Source organism: Hydrogenophaga sp. (assembly GCF_028698005.1).
Lineage (GTDB): Bacteria > Pseudomonadota > Gammaproteobacteria > Burkholderiales > Burkholderiaceae_C > Hydrogenophaga.
The window spans coordinates 2,366-24,889 of record NZ_JAQVEJ010000014.1 but is presented as its reverse complement, the minus strand read 5'-3'; the positions used below and the strand labels follow the sequence as shown (position 1 = coordinate 24,889).

Genomic DNA, 22,524 nt, shown 5'->3' with positions numbered 1-22,524 from the left:
CTTAACCTATGGCCCGGGTGGTCAGGCCAGGGGCAGCAGCGGCACGATCAGCAGGGCCACGATGTTGATGATCTTGATCAGCGGGTTGACCGCCGGGCCGGCTGTGTCCTTGTAGGGGTCGCCCACGGTGTCGCCGGTCACGGCGGCCTTGTGCGCCTCCGATCCCTTGCCGCCGTGGTTGCCGTCCTCGATGTACTTCTTGGCGTTGTCCCAGGCACCGCCGCCGGTGCACATGGAGATGGCGACGAACAGGCCGGTGACGATGGTGCCCATGAGCAGGCCGCCCAGCGCCTTGGGCCCGAGGAACACGCCCACCAGGATGGGCACGATCACGGGCAGCAGGCTGGGCACGATCATTTCCTTGATCGCGGCCGTGGTCAGCATGTCCACCGCCTTGCCGTATTCGGGCTTGGCCGTGCCCTCCATGATGCCGGCAATCTCCTTGAACTGGCGGCGCACCTCCACCACCACCGAACCGGCGGCGCGGCCCACGGCCTCCATCGCCATGGCACCGAACAGGTAGGGGATCATGCCGCCGATGAACAGGCCGATGATCACCATGGGGTCGGACAGATCGAAGCTGACCTGCGCGCCGTAGGTTTCCAGTTTGTGGGTGTAGTCGGCAAACAGCACCAGCGAGGCCAGGCCGGCCGAGCCGATCGCGTAGCCTTTGGTCACCGCCTTGGTGGTGTTGCCCACGGCATCCAGCGGATCGGTGATGTCGCGCACGGCACTGGGCAGCTCGGCCATCTCGGCGATGCCGCCGGCGTTGTCGGTGATCGGGCCGTAGGCGTCCAGGGCCACCACGATGCCGGCCATGCTCAGCATGGACGTGGCCGCCACCGCGATGCCGTACAGGCCGGCCAGGGCGTAGGCCGCGACGATGGCCGCACAGACAAACAGCACCGGCCAGGCCGTGGAGCGCATCGACACCCCCAGGCCGGCAATGATGTTGGTGCCATGACCGGTGGTGGAAGCCTGCGCGATGTGGCGCACCGGGCTGTACTGGGTGCCGGTGTAGAACTCGGTGATCCACACCAGCAGCGCCGTCAGGCCCAGGCCGACCGCGCAGGCACCGAACAGGCGCACCTGGCTGCCACTGGCGGCGATGGCGTCGTCGGGAATGATCCAGGCGGTGACGAACCAGAACGCGATCAGCGACAGCACGCCCGCGATGGCCAGGCCCTTGTAGAGCGCGGGCATCACGTTCTTCATGCCCGGACTGGCCTTGACGAAAAAGCAGCCGATGATGGAGGCGATGATGGACACGCCACCGAGCACCAGCGGGTAGAGCACGGCCTGCGTCGGTGCGGCGGCGACCATGAGCGCACCCAGCACCATGGTGGCGATGAGCGTCACGGCGTAGGTTTCGAACAGGTCGGCCGCCATGCCGGCGCAGTCGCCCACGTTGTCACCCACGTTGTCGGCGATCACCGCCGGGTTGCGCGGGTCGTCCTCGGGGATGCCGGCCTCGACCTTGCCGACCAGGTCGGCGCCGACGTCGGCACCTTTGGTGAAGATGCCGCCGCCCAGACGCGCAAAAATCGAAATCAGGGAGGATCCGAAGGCAAAGCCGATCAGCGGATTGAGCGCCGGAGCCAGCTTGTCAGCGGCGATGGCGCCGACGTCGCCCGCGAGGAACCAGAAGAACCCGGCCACACCCAGCAGGCCCAGGCCGACCACCAGCATGCCGGTGATGGCGCCGCCGCGGAACGCCACCTGAAGGGCTGGTCCGATGCCCTGGGTGGCGGCCTGTGCGGTGCGCACATTGGCGCGCACCGAGATGTTCATGCCGATGAAGCCACAGGCTCCCGAGAGGACCGCCCCCAGCACGAAACCGATGGCCGTGGCACTGTCGAGAAAGACGCCGATGAGCACCGCCAGCACCACACCGACCATGCCGATGGTCTTGTACTGCCGGGCCAGGTAGGCCGCGGCGCCGGTCTGGATGGCTCCGGCGATCTCCTGCATGCGGGTGTTGCCCGCGTCCTGGGAAAGAATCCAACTGCGGGACCAGAAACCATAGATCACAGCCACCAGCCCGCACACCAGCGCAAATATCAGCGCAGTTTGACCAACCATAGATTTCTCCTGCTCCGTAACATTTGACTTGGAGGGGGCAACGCTCGAGAGGAAGGCCCCCGCTGCGTTGCTTCCTCGCGTCCGTCATGCATCCGTGGTGGATGGCGCAGGGCGATTGGCCAACGGTGCCAATGTAGCGGCAAAAGATTCGGCTGTGAACTGACCTGGATCAGCGAGTCAGGCTGGCATCAGTAAAATCGGGGTTAATCTGCGGCGCCGGCGATACATGCTGCGGCGCGTCAACCGCTGCGGCATCGTGCGCAAGCCGCAGCCGGCACGTCTTGTCCCGGACACACGATTTCCTCAACTCTCAAAGAAAACCCATGTCTCTTGACCACGTTACCCCGGGTGCGAAGGTGCCCGAAACGTTCAACGTCATCATCGAGATCTCGATGAATGGCGACCCGATCAAGTACGAAGTCGACAAGGACTCCGGCTGCATCTTCGTCGACCGCTTCATGAACACTGCCATGCACTATCCGACGAACTACGGGTACGTGCCCAAGACCATCGCCGGCGACGGCGATCCGGTGGACGTGCTGGTGATCACCCCCGTGCCGCTGCCCCCCGGCGTGGTCGTGCCCTGCCGTGCGCTGGGCATCCTGAAGATGGAAGACGAAAGCGGTGTGGACGGCAAGGTCGTGGCCGTGCCGACCGAGAAGATTCTGCCGCTGTACTCGCAATGGCAGAAGCTGGAAGACCTCAACCCGGTGCGCCTGAAGGCCATCGAGCACTTCTTCGAGCACTACAAGGATCTGGACCCCGGCAAGTGGGTCAAGGTGCTGGGCTGGGGCGACAAGGCCGAGGCCCACAAGGAAATCACCGACGGCATTGCCGCCTACGCCAAGGGGTAAGCCCGCCACCCCGATCCGCCGGCCGGTACGGTCCGGTGGCACAGGGCGCCCCGCCGCGTGCCAGAGGCAGCGCGGGGGCGCCCTTCTTTTTTATTCTTCGATCTCACCCCGGTACTCGATCTTGCCGCGCACGCGTGCCCTCGGGTGCATGTCGATCAGTTCGTCGTAACTGGCGTCGCCCAACAGCGTGGCCGAGCCGGTGATCTCCAGCGCCTTGCGGGCGATCACGGTGCCAACGACCTTGCCCTCGATGAACACGTAATCGGCCTCCAGCCGGGTGTTCTCGATGATGCCGGTGGCGCCTACGTGCAAGGTTCCACCGCTTTCGAAAGTGATGTTGCCATTGAGGCGGCCATCGACCTTGATGCCCTGGTCGCGGGTGGTGTGAAAGTTGCCGTCAAAGACCGAGCCCTCGGCAATCAGGCTGTTGATGGCGCTGAGGCGCTCGACCGGAACCAGGCGGGTGGGTGCAGGGGTGTCGTTGCTCATGTATCAGGGCTCCTGGCTGTGCAGCTGCTTGTCTGGATGAAATGTAAGAGGGGTGGAGGGTGTCGGTGCTGTCTCGGTCACGATCCGGCGCGGCCCGGAGGGCACGGTGCCGGCATGCCACAGGTAGACGCCAGTGGCGAGCAGCGCGCCGGCCACCAGCAGGTAGGGCAGGCTGCGCCACAGGTACCAGCCGGCCCAGCGCCACGCCAGGCGACGCCGGGCAACGGCCCGGTCGCGCCGCCAGCTGGCGGCCAGAGCCGCCTGCCGCACCGACTCGGTGTTGGGCAATGCGCCCTGGCGGGTACTGGTCGCTGACACCTCGACCGCCTGGGGCTCGCCTTGCATGAACCGTCGCTTTCGCTCGGACAGGGGTCAGCCATGGCGCCGGGCCGAGGGCACCCGCTCGAGCGTGGCGTTGAGGTCGGCACCGTTGACCTGGATGCGCCCATAGCGCACCAGGCCGTGCACGCTCGCCGAATCGTGCAGCGAGACTTCGCCTTCGCCCGAGTCCAGCAGACCGTCGGTATGGCCCATCACCGAAATCTTGTGCGCGGTGATGTCGCCCTTGACCCGGCCGGTTTCGGTCACGACGACCGATACCTGCACGCCCGGAGCCTGGGACAGGTTGCCGTCCACCTGGCCCGCTACGCTGCAAGGGCCGCGCAGGACGGCGTTGCCGATGAAGTGCAGGCCTTCAGCCAGCAGACTGCGTGCGAGGTGGGCTTCGGTCGCATCCAGTGCCGATCCTCCTGGCGAGACCTCGGTGGCGGCCAGCGTGGGCATCACCTGGGTCATGGCCGGCGGCATCGCGCGACCGACATCGACCTCGATGGCTTGCGGCAAGGCCTCAGCCGGCGCTTCGTTGATGCCCTCGTCGGTGCGGGCGGCGGCGTTCGTCTGGTTGTCGTCGTTCATGGCGGGGCTGGCGCTTGTGGATGGAGGGGGACGGTCGGGGCGGAAATGGCGGCGGGCTTTCATGGGTGGGCGAGCTCCGGTGTCTTACGCGGAAGGTGGCACCTCCCTGTGGCGCAATACCGGGAGCGTACCGTCAATTTTGAGGGTACGGAATGGGCCCTGCAGGTCGGCACCCTCGTACAGTTGCAGTCGCCGTGCCAGCAAGGAGCCGGCCGACACACCGCTGTGGGCCACGTACACGGTGCCCCGGCATTCGAGTTCGGTGTCGTGCAAGGTGCCGTCGGCGGCGCCCAGGCGGCCGAACAGATAGCAATCGCCGCTGACCACGATCCGGCCCCGGATCGTGCCGCCTTTCCAGACGATCAGGCGGCCATCGATGCTGATGCGTCCGGCCACTTCTCCCTGTACCAGCAGGCCGCCCTGGAACGCAAGCTGACCGTCCAGCCGGCTGCCGGCCGCCACCCGGTTCACCACCTGCATGGCGATCGGGTCGATCGTCAGCGTGTCCTGCTGTGGCTTCATTTCCATGGCGAGCTCGCCGTCAGCATCAGGACCAGACCGATCAGCAAGGCGACAAGCCCTGCCAGGGCGATGCCCAGGGCATGACGCTCCAGCCCGCGACGCAGGCGACCGGGACGCCGCCGGGGTTGCCCGGGCGAGTCCTGCATGTGATCCAGCACCAGCCAGTCGCGCCAGGCCTGGGCCAGGCGCTCCCCGGGGCCGGCCAGCGACACCTCCAGGCCGCCCGTGCGACTGACAGGCACCCGCTGGCGGCGGCCCAACACCACCGTGACGGGTGGTCCGACCACGGAGCGGGTGAAGAAGGCGTCGTTGTCGTCCATGCTGAAGCGGTTCGAACTGCAATCAAAAAAATACACGATGTGTGGCGCAAGGGCCGCCATGCGCGAGGTCAGGGTCGCCCATCACGGCTGTCGCCGGACCGGTCCGCACATGGAGTATCCGGCATCGTATTGTGCCCGTCTGTTTTCAGCGGTGAACGCTGCGCCAGATGCGCCATGTAGGCCTCGATCTGGCCAGCTTCCCGCGCCAGGTAGCGCTCGACGGCATCGGCAAACGCGGGGTGGGCCAGCCAATGGGCGCTGTGCGTGGGCACCGGCAGCAATGCCCGGGCCATCTTGTGCTCGCCTTGGGCACCGCCCTCGAAGCGTTGCCAGCCGTGCCGGATGCACCAGGCCAGGGGCTGGTAGTAGCAAACCTCGAAGTGCAGGCAGTCCACGCGCTCCAGCGCCCCCCAGTAGCGACCGTAGGCCACGCGCCGCACGGCGTCCAGGCCGATCAGGCTGCTGGCGATGGGCTGTCCGCCCCGCTCGGCGATGAACAGCAGCCAGTTCTCCGGCATGTCGGAGGCCATGCGGGCGAAGAAGTCGCGGCTCAGGTAAGGCGCGTTGCCGTGTTCCAGGTAGGTGCGCTCGTAGCAGCGGTAGAAAAAGTCCCAGTCGGCGGCGCTGATGGCCGGGCCCTGCGCATGACGCACCGTCACCCCCGCGTCGGCCACCTTGCGACGCTCCTGTCGGATCTTCTTGCGCTTGTCCTGCTGCAGGCTGGCCAGGAAGTGCTCGAAATCGGCAAAGGCAGCCGGCGCGCGGCGATCCGATGTCGGGTTGCTCCACACCGCATCGGCTTGCACGGGGGGAGGTGACCCGGGCGGGCGCTGATGCGTGGGGGCTTCATTGCGCCAGTGGAACTGGACGGTGTGGCGCTGCATCAGCCCGGCCTGTTCGCAGGCAGCCACATCGTGTGGCTGCAGGAACAGCAGATGCAGCGATGACAGCTGCCATGCCTGCGCCAGATCGATCAGGGCCTGTACCAGCGCGGCGCGTGCCCTGTCATCGCGGGCCAGCAGGCGAGCTCCCGGCACGGGAGTGAAGGGCACGGCCACCAGGCCCTTGGGGTAATAGCGCAGGCCGTGTTCCTCGTAGGCCCGGGCCCAGGCCCAGTCGAAAACGTACTCTCCGTACGAGTGCGCCTTCAGGTACAGGGGGCATGCCGCCTCCAGGGCGCCGTCCTGCCAAAGGGTGACGAAGCGGGGTGCCCAGCCCGTGGCCGGTGTGGCGCTGCCACTGTCATGCAAGGCGCTCAGATAGGCGTGACGCATGAACGGGCTGGGATCCGGCTCCTGGGCCAGCAACGCATCCCAGGCCTCGGCGGGCACTTCTGCCGGGTGCTCGAACACGCGGATCTGCCACGGTGGGGAAGGTGGAACGTGCGGGTTCATCGGCACCTCCGGGCCTACAGGGGAAACAGCCAAGGCAGCACCAGCACGCACGCGACCAGCACCAGGAGCGCAAAGGGCACGCCGATGCGCACGAAGTCCATGAAATGGTACTGGCCGGGGCCGAGCACCAGGGTGTTCACGGGCGATGACACCGGCGTCATGAAAGCCGCCGATGCGGCCAGGGCGACGGTCATGGCGAAGGGGTAGGGCGAGAGGCCGAGTTGCGTCGCCAGGCCCAGGCCAATGGGCGCCATCAGCACGGCCGTGGCCGTGTTGGAAATGAACAGCCCCACGGTCGCCGTGAGCACGAACAGCGCGGCCATCACCACCCGGGGGGAGCCCTGTCCGGTCAGGCCCAGCAGGGCCTGGACGACGCCGTCGATACCGCCGGTTTTCTGCAGCGCGATGGCGAAGGGCATCATGCCCACGATCAGGATCAGGCTTTGCCAGTGCAGACTGCGGTAGGCGCTGTCGGCATCGATGCAGCCGAAAGCCCCCATCAGCAGGCAACCGATCAATGCCGCGATCACATTGGGCACGGCACCGGAGATCATCAACCCCACGGTGACCGCCAGTGCCAGCAACGCCAGCGGTGCGCGGTCGGCGGCCGGGGCCACGGCGTCCAGTTCCGCCGGCAGGCTGAGGACCAGAAAGTCGTGCGCCTGGGTGTGCAGCAGGCGGATGCTTTTCCAGGAGCCGGCGATCAGCAGCGTATCGCCCAGACGCAGCTTTTCCTGCAGCAGCTTGTCCCGCAGCGATGCACCGCCGCGACGCAGACCCATCACGTTCAGGCCGCGCTGCGATCGCATGCGCAGCTCCAGGATGCTCTTGCCGATGAGCGTCGAGCCCGGCGGCACGGTCACCTCGGCCAGGCCGATTTCGGGAGAGAGATCGGTCAGATAGTTGTTGCGAAACCAGCGGTCCTGCAGGCGCATGTCGCGCAGGAAGTGTTCCAGCTCGTCCAGGCCATGGGTGAAGTCCACCAGCAGGATGTCGTTGGCGGCGATCTCGCGGTTGGCCGACGTCGTGAGCATGACGCGCCCGAGGGGCCTCTGCCGCTCGATGGCGATCACGTTGGCTCCATAGCGTGAGCGCAGTGCCAACTCGCCCAATGTCTTGCCGATCATCGGTGAACCCTGGGCCACCATCACGCGGCGGGCACGCTCAAGCAGTTCGTAGTCCTGGGCCAGTTCCCGCAACCTGCGGCGGCGGCGTCCATGCTGGGGCTGTGGCGCCTGCGAATCGGCCAGCCATCGGCGTGCCACCAGCATGTAGCCGACGCCCAGCACCAGCACGATCAGGCCCATGGGCGTGAAGTCGAAGAAACCGAAACCCGCGTGTCCGGCGCGCACCAGTTCACTGTTGACCACCAGGTTCGGTGGTGTGCCCACCAGCGTGAGCATGCCGCTCATCAGCCCGGCAAAGGCCAGCGGCATCATCAGCCGTCCCGACGTCGAGCCGATGCGCTCGGCCATGCTGAGCACCACGGGGATGAAGATGGCAACCACCGCGGTCGAGCTCATGACCGAACCGAGCAGGGCGACCGACACCATCAGCAGCACCAGCAGGCGCATCTCGCTCTTGCCGGCGTGCCGCACCAGCCATTCGCCTGTCCGATAGGCCACGCCGGTGCGCACCAGGCCCTCGCCGATGACGAAGAATGCGGCAATCAGGATCACGCTGGGCTCGCTGAAGCCCGCCAGCGCTTCCTCCACGCTCAAGGTTCCCCCGAGCACCAGTGCCACCAGTGCCACCAGCGCCACCATATCCATGCGCGGCCGGTTGGCGATGAAACAGGCCACGCAGATGGCCAGCAGGGCGAATACCCAGAGGGTGTCGACACTCATGAGCAGGGAACTGCAAACAACCAAAAAGGGAGACGGGGAAGGCTCGGGAGGCGGGTGGGCGGGAGGCCACCGATGCCGGTGGCTCCGCTGGTGCGCATCTTAGGACACCGGGCCTGCTCGCCGATAATCGTGACCCGGTCCCCTTTGTCCCAGCCGCGCTGTTTCCCTCCACCTTCAGCTCCACCATGTCCTTCGTCGTCCGTACCGCCCAACTCAATTTTGTGGTGGGTGATCTGCCGGGCAATGCCCGCCGCATTATCGAGGCCGCCCGCGATGCGCATCAGGCCGGTGTGTCCGTGCTGCTCACGCCGGAGCTGGCCCTGTGTGGCTATGCCGCCGAAGACCTGTTCCTGCGCCCGGCTTTCATCGACGCCTGTGACGAGGCGCTGCAGACCGTGGCGGCCGAAACCGCCGACCTGAGCGGCCTGCACATCGTCGTCGGTCACCCGGCCCGCATGGCGGCCGGCAAGCGCGAACGCAGCGTGTCGGTCGCGGGGCTGCACAACGCCGCGAGCGTGCTTTGCGAGGGCAAGGTGGTGGCACGCTACGCCAAGCGCGAGTTGCCCAACTACCAGGTATTCGACGAGCGGCGCTATTTCGTGCCCGGCAGCGAACCCTGCGTGTTCGACGTGCGCAGCCGCGAGGGCGAATCGATGCGCGTGGGCCTGCTCATCTGCGAGGACGCCTGGTTCGATGCGCCGGCAGCGGATGCCAAGGCGGCAGGGGCTGACGTCCTGGCCGTCATCAATGCCTCGCCCTTCCACGCCGGCAAGGGCGGCGAGCGCGAAGCCACCATGCGCGAGCGCGCACTGGCCACCGGCCTGCCACTGGTGTATGCCCACCTTGTGGGCGGGCAGGACGAAATCGTGTTCGAGGGCCGCAGCTTCGCGCTGGCGGCCGATGGGAGCCTGGCGGGCCGTGCCATCAGCTTCGAGGAGGCGCTGTTCGACGTCGGCTTCACGCGCGCGGGCGCGGGCTGGACCCTGCAGGCCGGCATCGACCGGCCGCACAGTCCCGAGGCCGACCTCTGGCATGCCCTGGTGCTGGGTGTGCGCGACTACATCGGCAAGAACGGCTTCCCCGGTGCCATTCTCGGCCTGTCGGGCGGCATCGACTCGGCCCTGGTGCTGGCCATTGCGGTCGACGCGCTGGGCAAGGACAAGGTGCGCGCGGTCATGATGCCTTCGCCCTACACGGCCGATATTTCCTGCATCGATGCGCGCGACATGGCCGCGCGCCTGGGCGTGCGCTACGACGAAATCGCCATCGCGCCCGAGTTCGAGGCCTTCAAGGCCTCGCTGGTGCCGTTGTTCGAGGGGCGGCCTGAGGACGCAACGGAGGAGAACCTGCAGGCCCGCATCCGCGGTACCCTGCTGATGGCGCTGTCCAACAAGTTCGGCCCGATCGTGCTCACCACCGGCAACAAGAGCGAGATGGCCACCGGGTACTGCACGCTGTACGGCGACATGGCCGGGGGCTTTGCCGTCATCAAGGACGTGGCCAAGACCACGGTGTTCAGGCTGGCCCGCTGGCGCAACGCGCACGACCCCTATGGCACCGGCACCAACCCGATCCCCGAGCGCATCATCACACGCCCACCCAGCGCCGAGCTGCGGCCCGATCAGGTAGATCAGGACAGCCTGCCGCCCTACGAGGTGCTCGATGACATCATCGAGCGCTACATGGAAAACGACCAGAGCCCGGCGAGCATCGTGGCCGATGGCTACGCCCAGGCCGATGTGGACAAGGTGGTCCGGCTGATCCGGATCAACGAGTACAAGCGCCGTCAGGCGCCGATTGGCATCCGCGTCACGCACCGCGGCTTCGGCAAGGACTGGCGCTACCCGATCACGAGCAAGTACCGGGCGTGAAACCGGCCGGTCGCGCGCTTCGGGAAAGCCACCTGAGTTGACTCGGACAGCGGGCCGCGCCCCGATGCGTGCGCGGCCCGCATGGTAAATTCACTGGGCAAGTCATCTCTGTTTTCCCCCGATCCGGAGCCATTCCATGAAACAAATCACCGCCGTCATCAAGCCGTTCAAGCTGGAGGAGGTGCGTGAAGCGCTGGCCGAACAGGGTGTGACCGGGCTGACGGTGACCGAGGTCAAGGGCTTCGGCCGCCAGAAGGGACACACCGAGCTGTACCGCGGCGCCGAATACGTGGTTGATTTTCTGCCCAAGGTCAAGATCGAGGTGGTGGTCAAGACCGATGATGTGGACCGTTGCGTTGACGCCATCATCCGCGCCGCCCACACCGGCAAGATCGGCGACGGCAAGATTTTCGTCACGCCGGTTGAGCGCGTGGTGCGCATCCGGACCGGTGAACTCGACGACCACGCGATCTAAATATTCTCCAGCCGGTCAGAGGGCGTCACGCCGGCGTCCTGCACCAGGGCCGGCAGCAGGCGCTGCCAGTCGCTGTCGATGCGGATGAGTTCCATCTGCCACGGGCCCATGAACTGCTGCTCCACGCTGGTCTGCAGGAAGCGGACCATGCCGTCGTAGTAGCCGCCCTGGTTGAGCAGGCCCACGGGTTTGTCGTGGTAGCCGAGCTGGCGCCAGGTCCAGACCTCGAAAAATTCCTCGAAGGTGCCGATGCCGCCCGGCAACGCCAGGAAGGCGTCGGCGAGCTCGGCCATCAGGCGCTTGCGCTCGTGCATGGTCTGCACCACGTGCAGTTCGGTGCAGTCGAGGTTGGCCATCTCCTTGTCCACCAGGGCCTGGGGGATGATGCCGATGACGGTCCCGCCAGCGGCCAGCGTGGCCTGGGCGACCAGCCCCATCAGGCCGTTGCGGCCGCCACCGTAGACCAGTTGGCCGCCATGGCTGCCGATCCAGTGGCCGATGTCTCGGGCAGCGGCGGCAAAGGAAGGGTCCACGCCCGGGCGGGAGCCGCAATAGACGCAGATGGAAAAGCTCGGTGGGCGGGTGCTCATGGTGCGGAGGATGTATTCGTCGTCACGCGGGGGTCAGGCCAGGCGGCTCCACAGGGCGGCCAGCCAGATGCCACCGCACACCAGCAGGCTCAGCAGCACCGCGGCGCTGCCCATGTCCTTGGCGCGCTTGGACAGCTCGTGCCATTCGGGGCCGATGCGGTCGATGGCGCTTTCGATGCCGGAGTTGAGCAGTTCAACCACCATCACCATCACCACCGAGCCGGCCAGCAGCGCCGTCTCGACCCAGGTGTGGCCCAGCCAGCAGGCCAGCGGCAGCAGGACCAGTGCGGCCATGGCCTCCTGGCGGAAGGCGCTCTCCTGCCAGCCGGCGCGCAGACCGGTCATCGAGTAGCCCAGGGCATGCCACAGGCGCTGCAGGCCGCGACGGCGCTTCTGGGCATCCACCGCCTCGCGTGCGCCGGAGGAAGAAGAGCGGGGCGCGGGTGTCATGGTGCCCACCAGCGTGGCTTTTTGCCCGGAACGACCGGCTCGGGCGGCTTGTGGTGGACCAGGCGCGTGCCGGCCAGTGCGTCGTGCAGAAACTGCCGCTGCGGATGAAAGCGGGCGAGGAGTGCCCAGACCGCTACCCAGCCCAGCGTGATCACCGCCAGCTCGCCACCGGGCAGGTGGTAGGCGCCGCCGGCGGCCAGCGGCGGCAGGAACCACAGCCACGCCAGCAGGTAACGCCACAGGGCGCGGGCCTGCGTCAGCGGGCGGCCGGCGCGGTCGACCACGCGGATGTGCCAGGTCTTCATGGCCAGGGTCTGCCCCTTGGACCAGAACCAGACGAAATAGATGCCGAACACCACGAACAGGAAGGCCTGCTGCATGTGCCGGTTGTCCAGCGCATGGCGGGTCTGGGTCAGGGTCGAGAACAGGTAGCCGGCGATGAAGACCACACCGAACAGCAGCATGCCTTCGTACAGCCAGCAGGCCATGCGGCGGGGAATCGGAGGAGCGATCAGGTCGGGCGCCGTGGCGGGGGCGGGGGCGGAAGTGGTCATCAACGGCGTCGTTCTTGGGTCTCGGATTGTCGCATTGCCGGGGAAGAGAATGGTCCGCCGGCGCGGGCGACGGACCGCGGCAGACAAAACATATGTTGCGGTGCGATAATAGCGACTGCAAATCATCAGGCAAACGGGTCAAGGTCCGGCGGGGTATGTGTCCGCCCATGGCCATTGGCCTCAAGTCCCGACACCGCTTCACAAGAGTGGGTGAAGGGGCACCCAAGGTTTTTCGTCAGAGAAATACCCGAAAGGTTGATCAAAATGGATATCTCCAAGGCCGAACTGGCCTCGACGGCCGCTGCTGCCGGCCAAGCTCCCGCTACCGAACAACTCATGGGCGCCGAAATCATGGTCCGCGCCCTGCAGGCCGAGGGTGTCAAGTACATCTGGGGCTACCCCGGTGGCGCTGTGCTCTACATCTACGACGCCCTGTACAAGCAGGACTCGATCCAGCACGTGCTCGTCCGCCACGAGCAGGCGGCCGTTCATGCCGCCGATGGCTATGCCCGTGCCACGGGCGACGTCGGCGTGGCGCTGGTGACATCCGGGCCTGGCGTGACGAACGCGGTCACCGGCATCGCCACGGCGTACACCGACAGCATCCCGATGGTGATCATCACCGGCCAGGTGCCCACCGCGGCCATCGGCTCGGATGCCTTCCAGGAATGTGACACGGTCGGCATCACCCGGCCGGTGGTCAAACACAACTTCCTGGTCAAGGACGTGCGCGAGATGGCCGACGTGATGAAGAAGGCCTTCCACATCGCCCGCACCGGCCGGCCCGGGCCGGTGGTGGTCGACATCCCCAAGGACGTGTCGTTCAACAAGGCGGCCTGGACGGGTTACCCCTCGTCGGTCGAGATGCGGTCCTACAACCCGGTGCGCAAAGGGCATGGCGGCCAGATCCGCAAGGCCCTGCAACTGCTGGTGAATGCCAAGCGTCCCTACATTTATACCGGCGGTGGCGTGTTGCTGGGCAATGCCGTACCCGAACTGCGCACCCTGGTCGACATGCTCGGTGTCCCGGTCACCCACACGCTGATGGGCCTGGGCGCATACCCGGCCACGGATCGCAAGTTCCTGGGCATGCTGGGCATGCATGGCACGATCGAGGCCAATCACGCGATGCAGAACTGCGATGTGCTGCTGGCCGTGGGTGCGCGCTTTGACGATCGCGTCATCGGCAACCCCAAGCACTTCGCTTCGGTGGAGCGCAAGATCATCCACATCGACATTGATCCGTCGAGCATCGCCAAGCGGGTCAAGGTGGACGTGCCCATCGTCGGCGACGTCAAGGACGTACTGACCGAGCTGATCAACATGATCCGCGAAAGCCAGGCGCGGCCCGACGAGAAGGCCCTGGCGGCCTGGTGGGACACCATCGAGGGCTGGCGTTCGCGCGATTGCCTGCGCTACGACCGGGCCAACACCGAGGTCATCAAGCCGCAGATGGTGGTGGAGACCCTGTGGAACCTGACCAAGGACGATGACTGCTACATCGCGTCCGATGTCGGTCAGCACCAGATGTTCGCCGCCCAGTTCTACCGTTTCAACGAACCTCGGCGCTGGATCAACTCGGGTGGCCTGGGCACGATGGGCGTGGGCCTGCCCTATGCCATGGGCATCAAGCTGGCCAGGCCCGATGCCGACTGCTGGTGCATCACCGGTGAGGGCTCGATCCAGATGAACATCCAGGAGCTGTCGACCTGCCAGCAGTACGGCACCGCGGTGAAGATCCTGGCGCTGAACAACCGCTACCTGGGCATGGTGCGCCAGTGGCAGGAGCTGATCTACCAGGGTCGCTACAGCCACAGCTACATGGACGCCTTGCCCAATTTCGTCAAGCTGGCCGAAGCCTACGGGCACGTCGGCATGCTGGTCGAACGTCCCGAGGATGTCGAGGCGGCCCTGCGTGAGGCCCGCGCCATCAAGGACCGTTGTGTCTTCATCGATGTCCGCACCGACCCGACCGAGAACGTCTGGCCGATGGTGGAGGCCGGCAAAGGCATCACCGAGATGCTGCTCGGCTCCGAGGAGCTCTGATTGTCGCCACTGCCTTCCCGACGGGCGGGCAGTCACTTCCCTGACGAATCTATTTGCAGCCAAGCCTGCGCATTACCGTGCGCAGGGGAGGGCTCAGAAAAGAGGAATCGAACATGAAACACATCATCGCTGTCCTGCTCGAGAACGAAGCCGGCGCACTGTCCCGGGTCGTCGGCCTGTTTTCGGCGCGCGGCTACAACATCGAGTCCCTGACCGTGGCGCCGACCGAGGACCCCAGCCTCTCGCGCATGACGATCCAGACCACCGGCTCGGACGACATCATCGAGCAGATCACCAAGCACCTGAACCGCCTGATCGAGGTCGTCAAGGTGGTGGACCTCACCGAAGGGGCCTACACCGAGCGCGAACTCATGCTGGTCAAGGTCCGGGCCGTCGGCAAGGAACGCGAGGAGATGAAGCGCATGGCCGACATCTTCCGCGGCCGCATCATCGATGTGACCGAGAAGAGCTACACCATCGAGCTGACGGGTGACCAGGCCAAGAACGATGCGTTCCTGAGCGCCATCGACCGCAGCGCCATCCTCGAAACCGTGCGCACGGGCGCTTGCGGCATCGGTCGCGGCGAACGCATTTTGCGGGTGTGACAAACCTGCCCGTTAACATTACAGGTTTTTTCAAAGTATCAACCGGAGCAACCTCATGAAAGTTTTCTACGACAAGGACTGTGACCTGAGCCTGATCAAGGGCAAGACGGTCGCGATCATCGGCTATGGCTCGCAAGGCCATGCCCATGCACAAAACCTCAACGACAGCGGCGTGAAGGTCGTGGTCGGCCTGCGCAAGGGCGGCGCCTCGTGGGACAAGGTCGGCAAGGCCGGCCTGACCGTGATGGAAGTCAACGATGCCGTCAAGGCTGCCGATGTGGTCATGATCCTGTTGCCCGACGAGCAGATCGCCGAGGTCTACAAGAACAACGTCGAACCCAACATCAAGCAGGGCGCGTCGCTGGCCTTCGCGCACGGCTTCAACGTGCACTACAACCAGGTCGTGCCCCGCGCCGATCTGGACGTCTGGATGGTGGCGCCCAAGGCCCCCGGCCACACCGTCCGCTCCACCTACAACCAGGGCGGCGGCGTGCCCCACCTGGTGGCCGTGCATCAGGACAAGTCCGGCAAGGCCCGTGACCTGGCCCTGTCCTATGCCATGGCCAATGGTGGCGGCAAGGCCGGCATCATCGAGACCAACTTCAAGGAAGAGACCGAGACCGACCTGTTCGGCGAGCAGGCCGTGCTGTGCGGCGGTGCGGTCGAACTGATCAAGATGGGTTACGAGACCCTGGTCGAGGCCGGCTACGCCCCTGAAATGGCCTACTTCGAGTGTCTGCACGAACTCAAGCTCATCGTGGACCTGATCTACGAAGGCGGCATTGCCAACATGAACTACTCGATCTCGAACAACGCCGAATTCGGCGAGTACGTGACCGGCCCGGAGGTGATCAACGAGCAGTCGCGCGCCGCCATGCGCAATGCCCTCAAGCGCATCCAGAACGGTGACTACGCCAAGATGTTCATCCAGGAAGGCCGCCTGAACTACCCGAGCATGACGGCACGCCGCCGCAACACCGCCGACCACAGCATCGAGGTGGTGGGTGCCCAACTGCGCGCCATGATGCCCTGGATCGCCAAGAACAAGCTGGTCGACCAGAGCCGCAACTGATGCGCCTCTCGCGCTGATGCCGGCAAGCCACCTTCGGGTGGCTTTCTTGTCATGGGCGCGGCCGGCGCTCGCGTACACTTGCTCACATGCAAGACGAGTCGTTCGAGAACAGCGCCGGCGATGCGCTGCCAAGCCGCTCCAAGAAAAAAGGCATCTACATGTTGCCCAACATGATCACGCTGGCGGCGCTGTTCGGTGGTTTCTACGCTGTGGTGATGGCCATGAACGGTCGTTACGACCTGGCCACGTCCGGCATTTTCGCGGCCATGGTGCTCGACAGTCTGGACGGGCGCGTGGCACGGCTGACGAACACGCAGAGCGCCTTCGGCGAGCAGATGGATTCGCTGGCCGACATGGTCTCTTTCGGGGCGGCCCCGGCCCTGATTGCCTACGAGTGGACGTTGCGCGATCTGGGCCGCTGGGGCTGGATCGCTGCTTTCGTCTACTGCGCCTGTGCCGCTCTGCGACTGGCGCGCTTCAACGTGAATACCGGTGTGGTGGACAAGCGCTACTTCCAGGGTCTGCCGTCGCCCGCGGCGGCGGCGCTCGTGGCCGGCTTCATCTGGCTCATGACCGATACCGAGGTGCCGGCCACCGACGTGACCTGGGTCATGTTCTGCCTGACGCTGTATGCGGGCCTGACCATGGTCACCAACGTGCCGTTCTACAGCTTCAAGGACCTGAGCCTCAAGAAGAGCGTGCCGTTCGCTGCCATCGTGCTGGTGGCCCTGGGTATCGCCGTCATCAACATCCATCCGCCCACCGTGCTGTTCGCCCTGTTCGTGCTGTACGGGTTTTCGGGCTATGCCGTCTATGGCTGGCGCAAGGCCAAGGGGCGCCCCACGAGCGTCATCAGCACCTCGACGGACGAGCCCGACGAACGCGGCCTGCATGAGTGAATCGATGCAGGAGGCGCGCAACCGTGCTATAGTGGCTCACATGCAAAACCTGTCGCTAGCCCTACTACTGATGTCCTGCGGGCAGGCAGAGTAGCGCGCGTCAGTCTCACCCTACTTGAACGGCCCGTATGCACCAGCAACGGGCCGTTTTCGTTTGCATGCAGGTTGCTGGTTGCCCCAAAAAACGCATTGGAACTGGAACCAGCAGCATGTTGAAGAACCCCGCCACCAAATACCGGGCTTTCACCCCCATCGGTCTGAAGGATCGCACCTGGCCGGATGCCACCATCACGCAGGCACCGATCTGGCTGTCGACCGACCTGAGGGACGGTAACCAGGCTCTGGTCGAGCCCATGGACATCGCACGCAAGGTGCGCATGTTCGAGACGCTGGTGGCGGTCGGCTTCAAGGAAATCGAGGTCGGCTTTCCCTCCGCCTCGCAGATCGAGTTCGATTTCGTGCGCAAGCTCATCGAGGAGAACCGCATCCCCGAGGACGTGACCATCCAGGTGCTGACGCAGGCGCGCGACCATTTGATCGAGCGCACCTTCGAGGCGGTCCAGGGCGCGCCGCGCGTGATCGTTCACCTGTACAACGCTGTGGCCCCTGTCATGCGCCGCGTGGTGCTGGGTCTGAACGAGGACGGCATCGTGGATCTGGCCGTGCGGCAGGCGCGCAAGTTCAAGGAAATGGCAGACAGCCGCCCCGGGACGCACTGGGTCTTTGAATATTCGCCCGAAATGTTCTCGGGCACGGAACTGGGCTTTTCCAAGCGCGTGGTCGATGCCGTCACGGCCGTGTGGGCGCCGACCCCGGATCACAAGTGCATCATCAATCTGCCGTCGACGGTGGAGCACTCCACGCCCAATATCTTCGCCGACATGATCGAGTGGATGCATCGCCACCTTGAGCGGCGCGACGCGATCGTCCTCTCCGTCCACCCCCACAACGACAGGGGCACCGGCACGGCAGCCGCCGAGCTGGCGCTGATGGCCGGCGCCGACCGGCTCGAGGGCTGCCTGTTTGGCAACGGCGAGCGCACGGGCAACCTCGACATCGTCAACGTGGCGCTCAACCTCTACACGCAAGGTGTTTCGCCGAATCTGGACTTTTCGAACATCGACGAGATCCGCGCCACGGTCGAGCACTGCAACCAGATCCCGGTGCACCCACGCCATCCCTATGTCGGCGATCTGGTCTACACCTCGTTCTCGGGCTCGCACCAGGACGCCATCAAGAAGGCATTCGCCGCGCACCGCGAAGGCGATATCTGGGACATGCCCTACCTGCCCATCGACCCGAATGACGTGGGCCGCAGCTACGAAGCGGTGATCCGCGTCAATAGCCAGTCGGGCAAGGGCGGCATCGCCTACCTGCTTGAAAGCGAATACGGCCTCAAGCTGCCGCGACGTCTGCAGATCGAGTTCAGCCAGGCCGTGCAGCGTGTGATGGACTGCGAAGGCAAGGAGCTGACGGCGGCCGACATCTGGGCCATCTTCCGCGACGAATACCGCCTGGATGGTCAGGCTGGCCTGGCACGGCGCGTGCAGGAGGTGGTAGGTCAGGGCGATGACGCCGTGACCGTGTTGCGCGGTGATCTTGTCTGGCAGGGCGCCACGCATGCCATCGAAGGCCGGGGCAACGGCCCGATCGACGCCTTCAGCCGTACGCTCACCGAACTGACCGGTCAGCCCGTGCGTGTCGTCGACTACCACCAGCACGCCATCGGCGCCGGCGCCGATGCGCGCTCGGTGGCCTACGTGGAGGTGCGTGTCGGCGACGCCCGCCCCCTGTTCGGCGTGGGCTCGGACGCGGACACCACGGCGGCCGCCCTCAAGGCGGTGCTGTCCGGCGCGATGCGCGCGCAGGCTGGCGCGCCTGCGCAAGAGGCACAATCTCAACCCGAAGCAGCAATGACCGAGGCCTGAGCCGCATCTGGGGCCAGGCACAGACCAGGAGCACACGATGACCGACAAACTGATCATTTTCGACACCACCCTGCGCGACGGCGAGCAATCGCCCGGCGCTTCCATGACCAAGGACGAGAAGCTGCGCATCGCACGCCAGCTCGAACGCCTGAAAGTGGACGTGATCGAGGCTGGCTTCGCGGCCAGCTCCAATGGCGACTTCGACTGCGTGCAGGCGATTGCCAACACGATCAAGGACTCGACCGTGTGCTCGCTGGCCCGTGCCAACGACCGCGACATCAGCCGCGCGGCCGAGGCGCTCAAGGGGGCCAACAGTGCCCGCATCCACACCTTCATCGCCACCAGCCCGCTGCACATGGAGAAGAAGCTGCGCATGACGCCGGAGCAGGTGCTGGAGCAGGCGCGGCAGTCGGTGCGCTTCGCGCGCAACCTGTGCGCCGACATCGAGTTCAGCCCGGAAGACGGCTACCGCAGCGAGATGGACTTCCTCTGCCGTGTGCTGGAAGTGGTCATCGCCGAGGGCGCCACCACCATCAACGTGCCCGATACCGTGGGCTACGCCATTCCCGAGCTGTACGGCAACTTCATCCGCACCCTGCGCGAGCGCATCCCGAACTCCGACAAGGCGATCTGGTCGGTGCACTGCCACAACGATCTGGGCATGGCCGTGGCCAATTCGCTGGCCGGCGTGAAGATCGGTGGTGCGCGTCAGGTCGAGTGCACCATCAACGGCCTGGGGGAACGCGCCGGCAACTGCTCGCTCGAGGAAGTGGTGATGGCGGTGAAGACGCGGCGCGACTACTTCGGGCTCGATGTGGGCATCGACACCACGCAGATCGTGCCGGCCAGCCGCATGGTCAGCCAGACCACCGGCTTCGTGGTGCAGCCCAACAAGGCCGTGGTGGGAGCCAATGCGTTCGCGCACGCCAGCGGCATTCACCAGGACGGCGTGCTCAAGGCGCGCGACACCTACGAGATCATGCGTGCCGAGGATGTGGGCTGGAGCGCCAACAAGATCGTGCTGGGCAAGCTCTCGGGTCGCAACGCGTTCAAGCAGCGCCTGCAGGAGCTGGGCATTGAAATGGAGTCGGAATCCGAGATCAACACGGCGTTTGCCAAGTTCAAGGAACTGGCCGATCGCAAGGCAGAGATCTTCGATGAGGACATTCTGGCCCTGTGCAGCGACGAGAGCGTGACTGCCGAGAAAGAACAGTACGGCCTGGTGTCGCTGGCCCAGCACAGCGAAACCGGCGAGCGGCCGCATGCCACGGTGGTGTTCACGGTCGATGGCAAGGAGTTCCGTGGGGAGGCACAGGGTAATGGCCCGGTCGATGCATCCCTCAAGGCGATCGAGTCCCACGTCAAAAGTGGTGCCGAGCTGGTGCTGTATTCGGTCAATGCCATCACCAGTGGCTCGACCGAGAGTCAGGGCGAGGTGACCGTGCGCCTGCAACTCGGCGGCAGGGTGGTCAACGGCGTGGGTGCCGACCCGGACATTGTGGTGGCATCGGCCAAGGCATATTTGAGCGCGCTCAACAAACTTCACAGCAAGGCTGAGCGTGTCGCAGCCCAGGGCTGAGTCATCCGCGTCCACCGCAAGTCCTTGAAAATCAAGGACTTGTGAAAGACTCATGCAGGGTTGCGATGAGTGATGCCCAATTTTGGGCATTTTTGTGATGGTCATCGAGGAATCATGAGCAAGTAATTGTTATTGCTTGTTTTTTGACAAATCTCTATACTTCGTTTCGGCGTGCAATAGAGGCTTCGAAGGTTCCCATGATGGTTCGCATTTCCGGCATGAAGAGCTTGTGTCGCCTGCTTCTGGCGGGTCTGGTGTCGCTGTCCATGTTGATGCCGGTCGTCGAGGCATCCGCCGCCCAGTCCGATCGCGCCAAGAAGGCTTCGACCACCAAGGTGGCCAAGAAGCCCAGCAAGGCCGCCCCCCAGAAGAAAAAGACCGCGTCGGCCAAGAAGCGGACGAAGACGGCCTCTGCCAGGAACCCCAAAAGCAAGCGTCAGGTGGCGAAGGCACCCGCGTCCGGGAGCGCGCGGATGGCCGCGGCACGGCAGGCCAGATCCGCCAAGTCTGGCTCGATCATGCGTGCCGCCATGCCGGCACGAGAAACCTTCGGCCAGCGCCTGGGACTGCGTGGCAGTGATGATCCGCTCTCCCTCAATTCCAGCGTCGCCCTGGTGGTCGACCAGGATACGAGCGAGGTGTTGTTCAGCAAGAACGAGTCGGCCGTACTGCCGATCGCCTCGCTGACCAAGCTGATGACGGGTTTGGTGGTTGTCGATGCCAACCTGCCGATGGACGAAGTGATCACCATCACGAGAGAGGATGTGGACACCTACAAGGGAAGCAGCTCACGTCTGGCCGTGGGCACGAGGCTCACCCGCGGCGAGCTGATGCACCTGGCGCTCATGTCCAGTGAGAACCGGGCGGCCCATGCACTGGGGCGCACCTTTCCGGGTGGCATGGACCATTTCGTGCGGCTGATGAATACCAAGGCACGCGAACTGGGCATGTACGACACCCGCTATGTCGAGCCGACCGGGCTGAAGAGTCAGAACCAGTCCAGTGCACGCGACCTGGCGACGCTCGTGTCGGTCGCCTACCAGCGGCCGCTGCTGCGCGAGCTCTCCACCTCGCCGGAGTACGAGCTCAACGTGGGACGCCGTGTGCTGCAGTACCGCAACTCCAACCGTCTGGTTCGCAACCCGGAATGGGACATCGGCTTGCAAAAGACCGGTTACATCTCCGAAGCAGGACGTTGTCTCGTCATGCAGGCCGAAGTGGCTGGTCGCAAGCTGATCATGGTGTTCCTGGATGCAGCGGGCACCATCAACCGCATGCAGGATGCCGAGCGCGTACGCCACTGGGTCGAAGCACAGCGTGCTGTGGAGCCTGCAGCCAGGCACGCCACCTACGCCCAGCCCCAGGGCTGAGGCGAGCAGGTGTTGCGTCAGCGTCGCTGAGCGGCGTCCCCGGAGTAACCCAGGGCCGCTGAAATTTCGGCGGCAGTGGCTTTGAGCTTGGGCAACCAGCTCTCGTCGATACGGTCGGCCGGCGCGGAAATGGACAGTCCAGCGACCAGCCGGGCCTGGTCGTCGTAGATGCCGGCAGCCATGCAGCGCACGCCGGTTTCAAGTTCCTCGTTGTCGCGTGCGACGCCCAGCAGGCGGCACTGCTGCAGCTCGCGCTCCAAGGCCGGTAGCTGCGTCAGGCTGTTGCGGGTATTGCCCACGAGCCCAGTACGTGCCGCATAGGTGCGCACGCGCTGCGGTTCGTCGGCGGCCAAAAAGAGCTTGCCCACGGATGTCAGGTGCAGCGGCGCACGTCCGCCGATGGCACGCACCACCTGCATGCCCGATCGTTCGCTGTAGGCACGCTCGACATAGACGATTTCGTCACCCTGGCGCACACTCAGGTTGACTGGTTGCTGGATCTGCTTGTGCAACTCGCGCATTGGTCCCAAAGCCGCATCGCGTACGTTCAAGCGAGCCTTGACGAGATTGCCCAGCTCCAGCAGGCGCATGCCCAGGCGGTAGCTGCCTGCCTCCGGACGGTCGACGAAGCGGCCGATGGTCAGGTCGTTGAGGATGCGGTG

Annotated in this window: 22 protein-coding genes; 10 read left to right on the top strand and 12 right to left on the bottom strand. The window is 65.3% G+C overall.

Annotated elements, in window-relative coordinates; translation table 11 throughout:
* Nucleotides 1-21: 21 nt before the first annotated feature.
* Nucleotides 22-2,082 (bottom strand): sodium-translocating pyrophosphatase, encoded by a 2,061-nt coding sequence (locus PHQ87_RS02935; protein WP_300231036.1) that lies wholly within the window; start codon nucleotides 2,080-2,082, stop codon nucleotides 22-24.
* A 323-nt stretch (nucleotides 2,083-2,405) separates the two neighbouring features.
* Here PHQ87_RS02935 and ppa point away from each other — a divergent pair, with 323 nt between their 5' ends.
* A complete protein-coding gene (ppa, locus tag PHQ87_RS02930; RefSeq protein WP_300231034.1) occupies nucleotides 2,406-2,936 on the top strand; it encodes an inorganic diphosphatase in 531 nt (176 codons plus the stop codon).
* 90 nt (nucleotides 2,937-3,026) lie between these two features.
* Here the strand turns inward: ppa and PHQ87_RS02925 are convergent, their stop codons facing one another.
* The 7 genes from PHQ87_RS02925 to PHQ87_RS02895 form a co-directional block, all read right to left on the bottom strand.
* Nucleotides 3,027-3,425 carry a polymer-forming cytoskeletal protein gene (locus tag PHQ87_RS02925; RefSeq protein ID WP_300231030.1) on the bottom strand — a complete coding sequence of 133 codons (399 nt, stop codon included), beginning with the start codon at nucleotides 3,423-3,425 and terminating at the stop codon, nucleotides 3,027-3,029.
* Between the two features lie 3 nt (nucleotides 3,426-3,428).
* Complete coding sequence (locus PHQ87_RS02920; RefSeq protein WP_300231027.1) at nucleotides 3,429-3,770, bottom strand: hypothetical protein; 342 nt, start codon at nucleotides 3,768-3,770, stop codon at nucleotides 3,429-3,431.
* 27 nt (nucleotides 3,771-3,797) lie between these two features.
* A complete protein-coding gene (locus PHQ87_RS02915; RefSeq protein ID WP_300231025.1) occupies nucleotides 3,798-4,340 on the bottom strand; it encodes a polymer-forming cytoskeletal protein in 543 nt (180 codons plus the stop codon).
* A gap of 84 nt (nucleotides 4,341-4,424) precedes the next feature.
* Entirely contained in the window at nucleotides 4,425-4,868 is a 444-nt protein-coding gene (locus PHQ87_RS02910) for a polymer-forming cytoskeletal protein (protein ID WP_300231024.1), read from the bottom strand.
* Nucleotides 4,859-5,182, bottom strand: a complete 324-nt coding sequence (locus PHQ87_RS02905; RefSeq protein ID WP_300231023.1) for a hypothetical protein — start codon at nucleotides 5,180-5,182, stop codon at nucleotides 4,859-4,861. Before PHQ87_RS02905 ends, PHQ87_RS02910 begins: the two co-directional genes overlap by 10 nt.
* Before the next feature lie 68 nt (nucleotides 5,183-5,250).
* A complete protein-coding gene (locus PHQ87_RS02900; protein WP_300231022.1) occupies nucleotides 5,251-6,576 on the bottom strand; it encodes a GNAT family N-acetyltransferase in 1,326 nt (441 codons plus the stop codon).
* A 14-nt stretch (nucleotides 6,577-6,590) separates the two neighbouring features.
* Nucleotides 6,591-8,423 (bottom strand): SLC13 family permease, encoded by a 1,833-nt coding sequence (locus tag PHQ87_RS02895; RefSeq protein ID WP_300231020.1) that lies wholly within the window; start codon nucleotides 8,421-8,423, stop codon nucleotides 6,591-6,593.
* Nucleotides 8,424-8,608: 185 nt separating this feature from the next.
* On the opposite strand from PHQ87_RS02895, the gene PHQ87_RS02890 reads away from it, so the two are divergent.
* Together PHQ87_RS02890 and PHQ87_RS02885 are read left to right on the top strand one after the other, a co-directional pair.
* Complete coding sequence (locus PHQ87_RS02890) at nucleotides 8,609-10,294, top strand: NAD+ synthase (RefSeq protein ID WP_300231018.1); 1,686 nt, start codon at nucleotides 8,609-8,611, stop codon at nucleotides 10,292-10,294.
* Between the two features lie 136 nt (nucleotides 10,295-10,430).
* On the top strand, nucleotides 10,431-10,769 hold the full coding sequence (locus PHQ87_RS02885) for a P-II family nitrogen regulator (protein WP_300231016.1): 339 nt from the start codon (nucleotides 10,431-10,433) through the stop codon (nucleotides 10,767-10,769).
* On the opposite strand, the gene PHQ87_RS02880 is transcribed toward PHQ87_RS02885, so the two are convergent.
* The 3 genes from PHQ87_RS02880 to PHQ87_RS02870 are packed head-to-tail and all read right to left on the bottom strand — an operon-like array spanning nucleotide 10,766 to nucleotide 12,363.
* The gene (locus PHQ87_RS02880; protein WP_300231014.1) at nucleotides 10,766-11,359 is read right to left on the bottom strand and encodes a TIGR00730 family Rossman fold protein; all 594 of its coding nucleotides are present in this window, start codon (nucleotides 11,357-11,359) and stop codon (nucleotides 10,766-10,768) included. The genes PHQ87_RS02885 and PHQ87_RS02880 overlap by 4 nt on opposite strands.
* Nucleotides 11,360-11,392: 33 nt before the next feature.
* A complete protein-coding gene (locus tag PHQ87_RS02875) occupies nucleotides 11,393-11,809 on the bottom strand; it encodes a diacylglycerol kinase (protein WP_300231011.1) in 417 nt (138 codons plus the stop codon).
* Nucleotides 11,806-12,363: an RDD family protein gene (locus tag PHQ87_RS02870; protein ID WP_300231009.1), complete on the bottom strand. Its 558-nt coding sequence runs from the start codon at nucleotides 12,361-12,363 to the stop codon at nucleotides 11,806-11,808. Before PHQ87_RS02870 ends, PHQ87_RS02875 begins: the two co-directional genes overlap by 4 nt.
* Before the next feature lie 264 nt (nucleotides 12,364-12,627).
* On the opposite strand from PHQ87_RS02870, the gene PHQ87_RS02865 reads away from it, so the two are divergent.
* From PHQ87_RS02865 to PHQ87_RS02835, 7 genes are all read left to right on the top strand, one after another.
* A complete protein-coding gene (locus tag PHQ87_RS02865) occupies nucleotides 12,628-14,409 on the top strand; it encodes an acetolactate synthase 3 catalytic subunit (protein ID WP_300231007.1) in 1,782 nt (593 codons plus the stop codon).
* Nucleotides 14,410-14,522: 113 nt separating this feature from the next.
* On the top strand, nucleotides 14,523-15,014 hold the full coding sequence (ilvN, locus tag PHQ87_RS02860) for an acetolactate synthase small subunit (RefSeq protein WP_300231004.1): 492 nt from the start codon (nucleotides 14,523-14,525) through the stop codon (nucleotides 15,012-15,014).
* A gap of 55 nt (nucleotides 15,015-15,069) precedes the next feature.
* Entirely contained in the window at nucleotides 15,070-16,086 is a 1,017-nt protein-coding gene (ilvC, locus tag PHQ87_RS02855) for a ketol-acid reductoisomerase (protein WP_300231002.1), read from the top strand.
* A gap of 86 nt (nucleotides 16,087-16,172) precedes the next feature.
* Entirely contained in the window at nucleotides 16,173-16,985 is an 813-nt protein-coding gene (gene pssA / locus PHQ87_RS02850) for a CDP-diacylglycerol--serine O-phosphatidyltransferase (protein WP_300231000.1), read from the top strand.
* Nucleotides 16,986-17,194: 209 nt separating this feature from the next.
* Entirely contained in the window at nucleotides 17,195-18,913 is a 1,719-nt protein-coding gene (gene leuA, locus PHQ87_RS02845) for a 2-isopropylmalate synthase (protein WP_300230997.1), read from the top strand.
* A 37-nt stretch (nucleotides 18,914-18,950) separates the two neighbouring features.
* On the top strand, nucleotides 18,951-20,492 hold the full coding sequence (locus tag PHQ87_RS02840; protein WP_300230994.1) for a 2-isopropylmalate synthase: 1,542 nt from the start codon (nucleotides 18,951-18,953) through the stop codon (nucleotides 20,490-20,492).
* Between the two features lie 272 nt (nucleotides 20,493-20,764).
* Entirely contained in the window at nucleotides 20,765-21,862 is a 1,098-nt protein-coding gene (locus tag PHQ87_RS02835) for a serine hydrolase (protein WP_300231055.1), read from the top strand.
* 17 nt (nucleotides 21,863-21,879) lie between these two features.
* On the opposite strand, the gene PHQ87_RS02830 is transcribed toward PHQ87_RS02835, so the two are convergent.
* A partial coding sequence (locus PHQ87_RS02830) for an IclR family transcriptional regulator (RefSeq protein ID WP_300230991.1) occupies nucleotides 21,880-22,524 on the bottom strand: 645 nt, incomplete at its 5' end.

Coding starts and splice junctions, on each gene's coding strand:
- PHQ87_RS02935 (WP_300231036.1), bottom strand. CDS start 2,082: ATGGTTGGTCAAACTGCGCTGATATTTGCGCTGGTGTGCGGGCTGGTG.
- ppa (WP_300231034.1), top strand. CDS start 2,406: ATGTCTCTTGACCACGTTACCCCGGGTGCGAAGGTGCCCGAAACGTTC.
- PHQ87_RS02925 (WP_300231030.1), bottom strand. CDS start 3,425: ATGAGCAACGACACCCCTGCACCCACCCGCCTGGTTCCGGTCGAGCGC.
- PHQ87_RS02920 (WP_300231027.1), bottom strand. CDS start 3,770: ATGCAAGGCGAGCCCCAGGCGGTCGAGGTGTCAGCGACCAGTACCCGC.
- PHQ87_RS02915 (WP_300231025.1), bottom strand. CDS start 4,340: ATGAACGACGACAACCAGACGAACGCCGCCGCCCGCACCGACGAGGGC.
- PHQ87_RS02910 (WP_300231024.1), bottom strand. CDS start 4,868: ATGGAAATGAAGCCACAGCAGGACACGCTGACGATCGACCCGATCGCC.
- PHQ87_RS02905 (WP_300231023.1), bottom strand. CDS start 5,182: ATGGACGACAACGACGCCTTCTTCACCCGCTCCGTGGTCGGACCACCC.
- PHQ87_RS02900 (WP_300231022.1), bottom strand. CDS start 6,576: ATGAACCCGCACGTTCCACCTTCCCCACCGTGGCAGATCCGCGTGTTC.
- PHQ87_RS02895 (WP_300231020.1), bottom strand. CDS start 8,423: ATGAGTGTCGACACCCTCTGGGTATTCGCCCTGCTGGCCATCTGCGTG.
- PHQ87_RS02890 (WP_300231018.1), top strand. CDS start 8,609: ATGTCCTTCGTCGTCCGTACCGCCCAACTCAATTTTGTGGTGGGTGAT.
- PHQ87_RS02885 (WP_300231016.1), top strand. CDS start 10,431: ATGAAACAAATCACCGCCGTCATCAAGCCGTTCAAGCTGGAGGAGGTG.
- PHQ87_RS02880 (WP_300231014.1), bottom strand. CDS start 11,359: ATGAGCACCCGCCCACCGAGCTTTTCCATCTGCGTCTATTGCGGCTCC.
- PHQ87_RS02875 (WP_300231011.1), bottom strand. CDS start 11,809: ATGACACCCGCGCCCCGCTCTTCTTCCTCCGGCGCACGCGAGGCGGTG.
- PHQ87_RS02870 (WP_300231009.1), bottom strand. CDS start 12,363: ATGACCACTTCCGCCCCCGCCCCCGCCACGGCGCCCGACCTGATCGCT.
- PHQ87_RS02865 (WP_300231007.1), top strand. CDS start 12,628: ATGGATATCTCCAAGGCCGAACTGGCCTCGACGGCCGCTGCTGCCGGC.
- ilvN (WP_300231004.1), top strand. CDS start 14,523: ATGAAACACATCATCGCTGTCCTGCTCGAGAACGAAGCCGGCGCACTG.
- ilvC (WP_300231002.1), top strand. CDS start 15,070: ATGAAAGTTTTCTACGACAAGGACTGTGACCTGAGCCTGATCAAGGGC.
- pssA (WP_300231000.1), top strand. CDS start 16,173: ATGCAAGACGAGTCGTTCGAGAACAGCGCCGGCGATGCGCTGCCAAGC.
- leuA (WP_300230997.1), top strand. CDS start 17,195: ATGTTGAAGAACCCCGCCACCAAATACCGGGCTTTCACCCCCATCGGT.
- PHQ87_RS02840 (WP_300230994.1), top strand. CDS start 18,951: ATGACCGACAAACTGATCATTTTCGACACCACCCTGCGCGACGGCGAG.
- PHQ87_RS02835 (WP_300231055.1), top strand. CDS start 20,765: ATGCCGGTCGTCGAGGCATCCGCCGCCCAGTCCGATCGCGCCAAGAAG.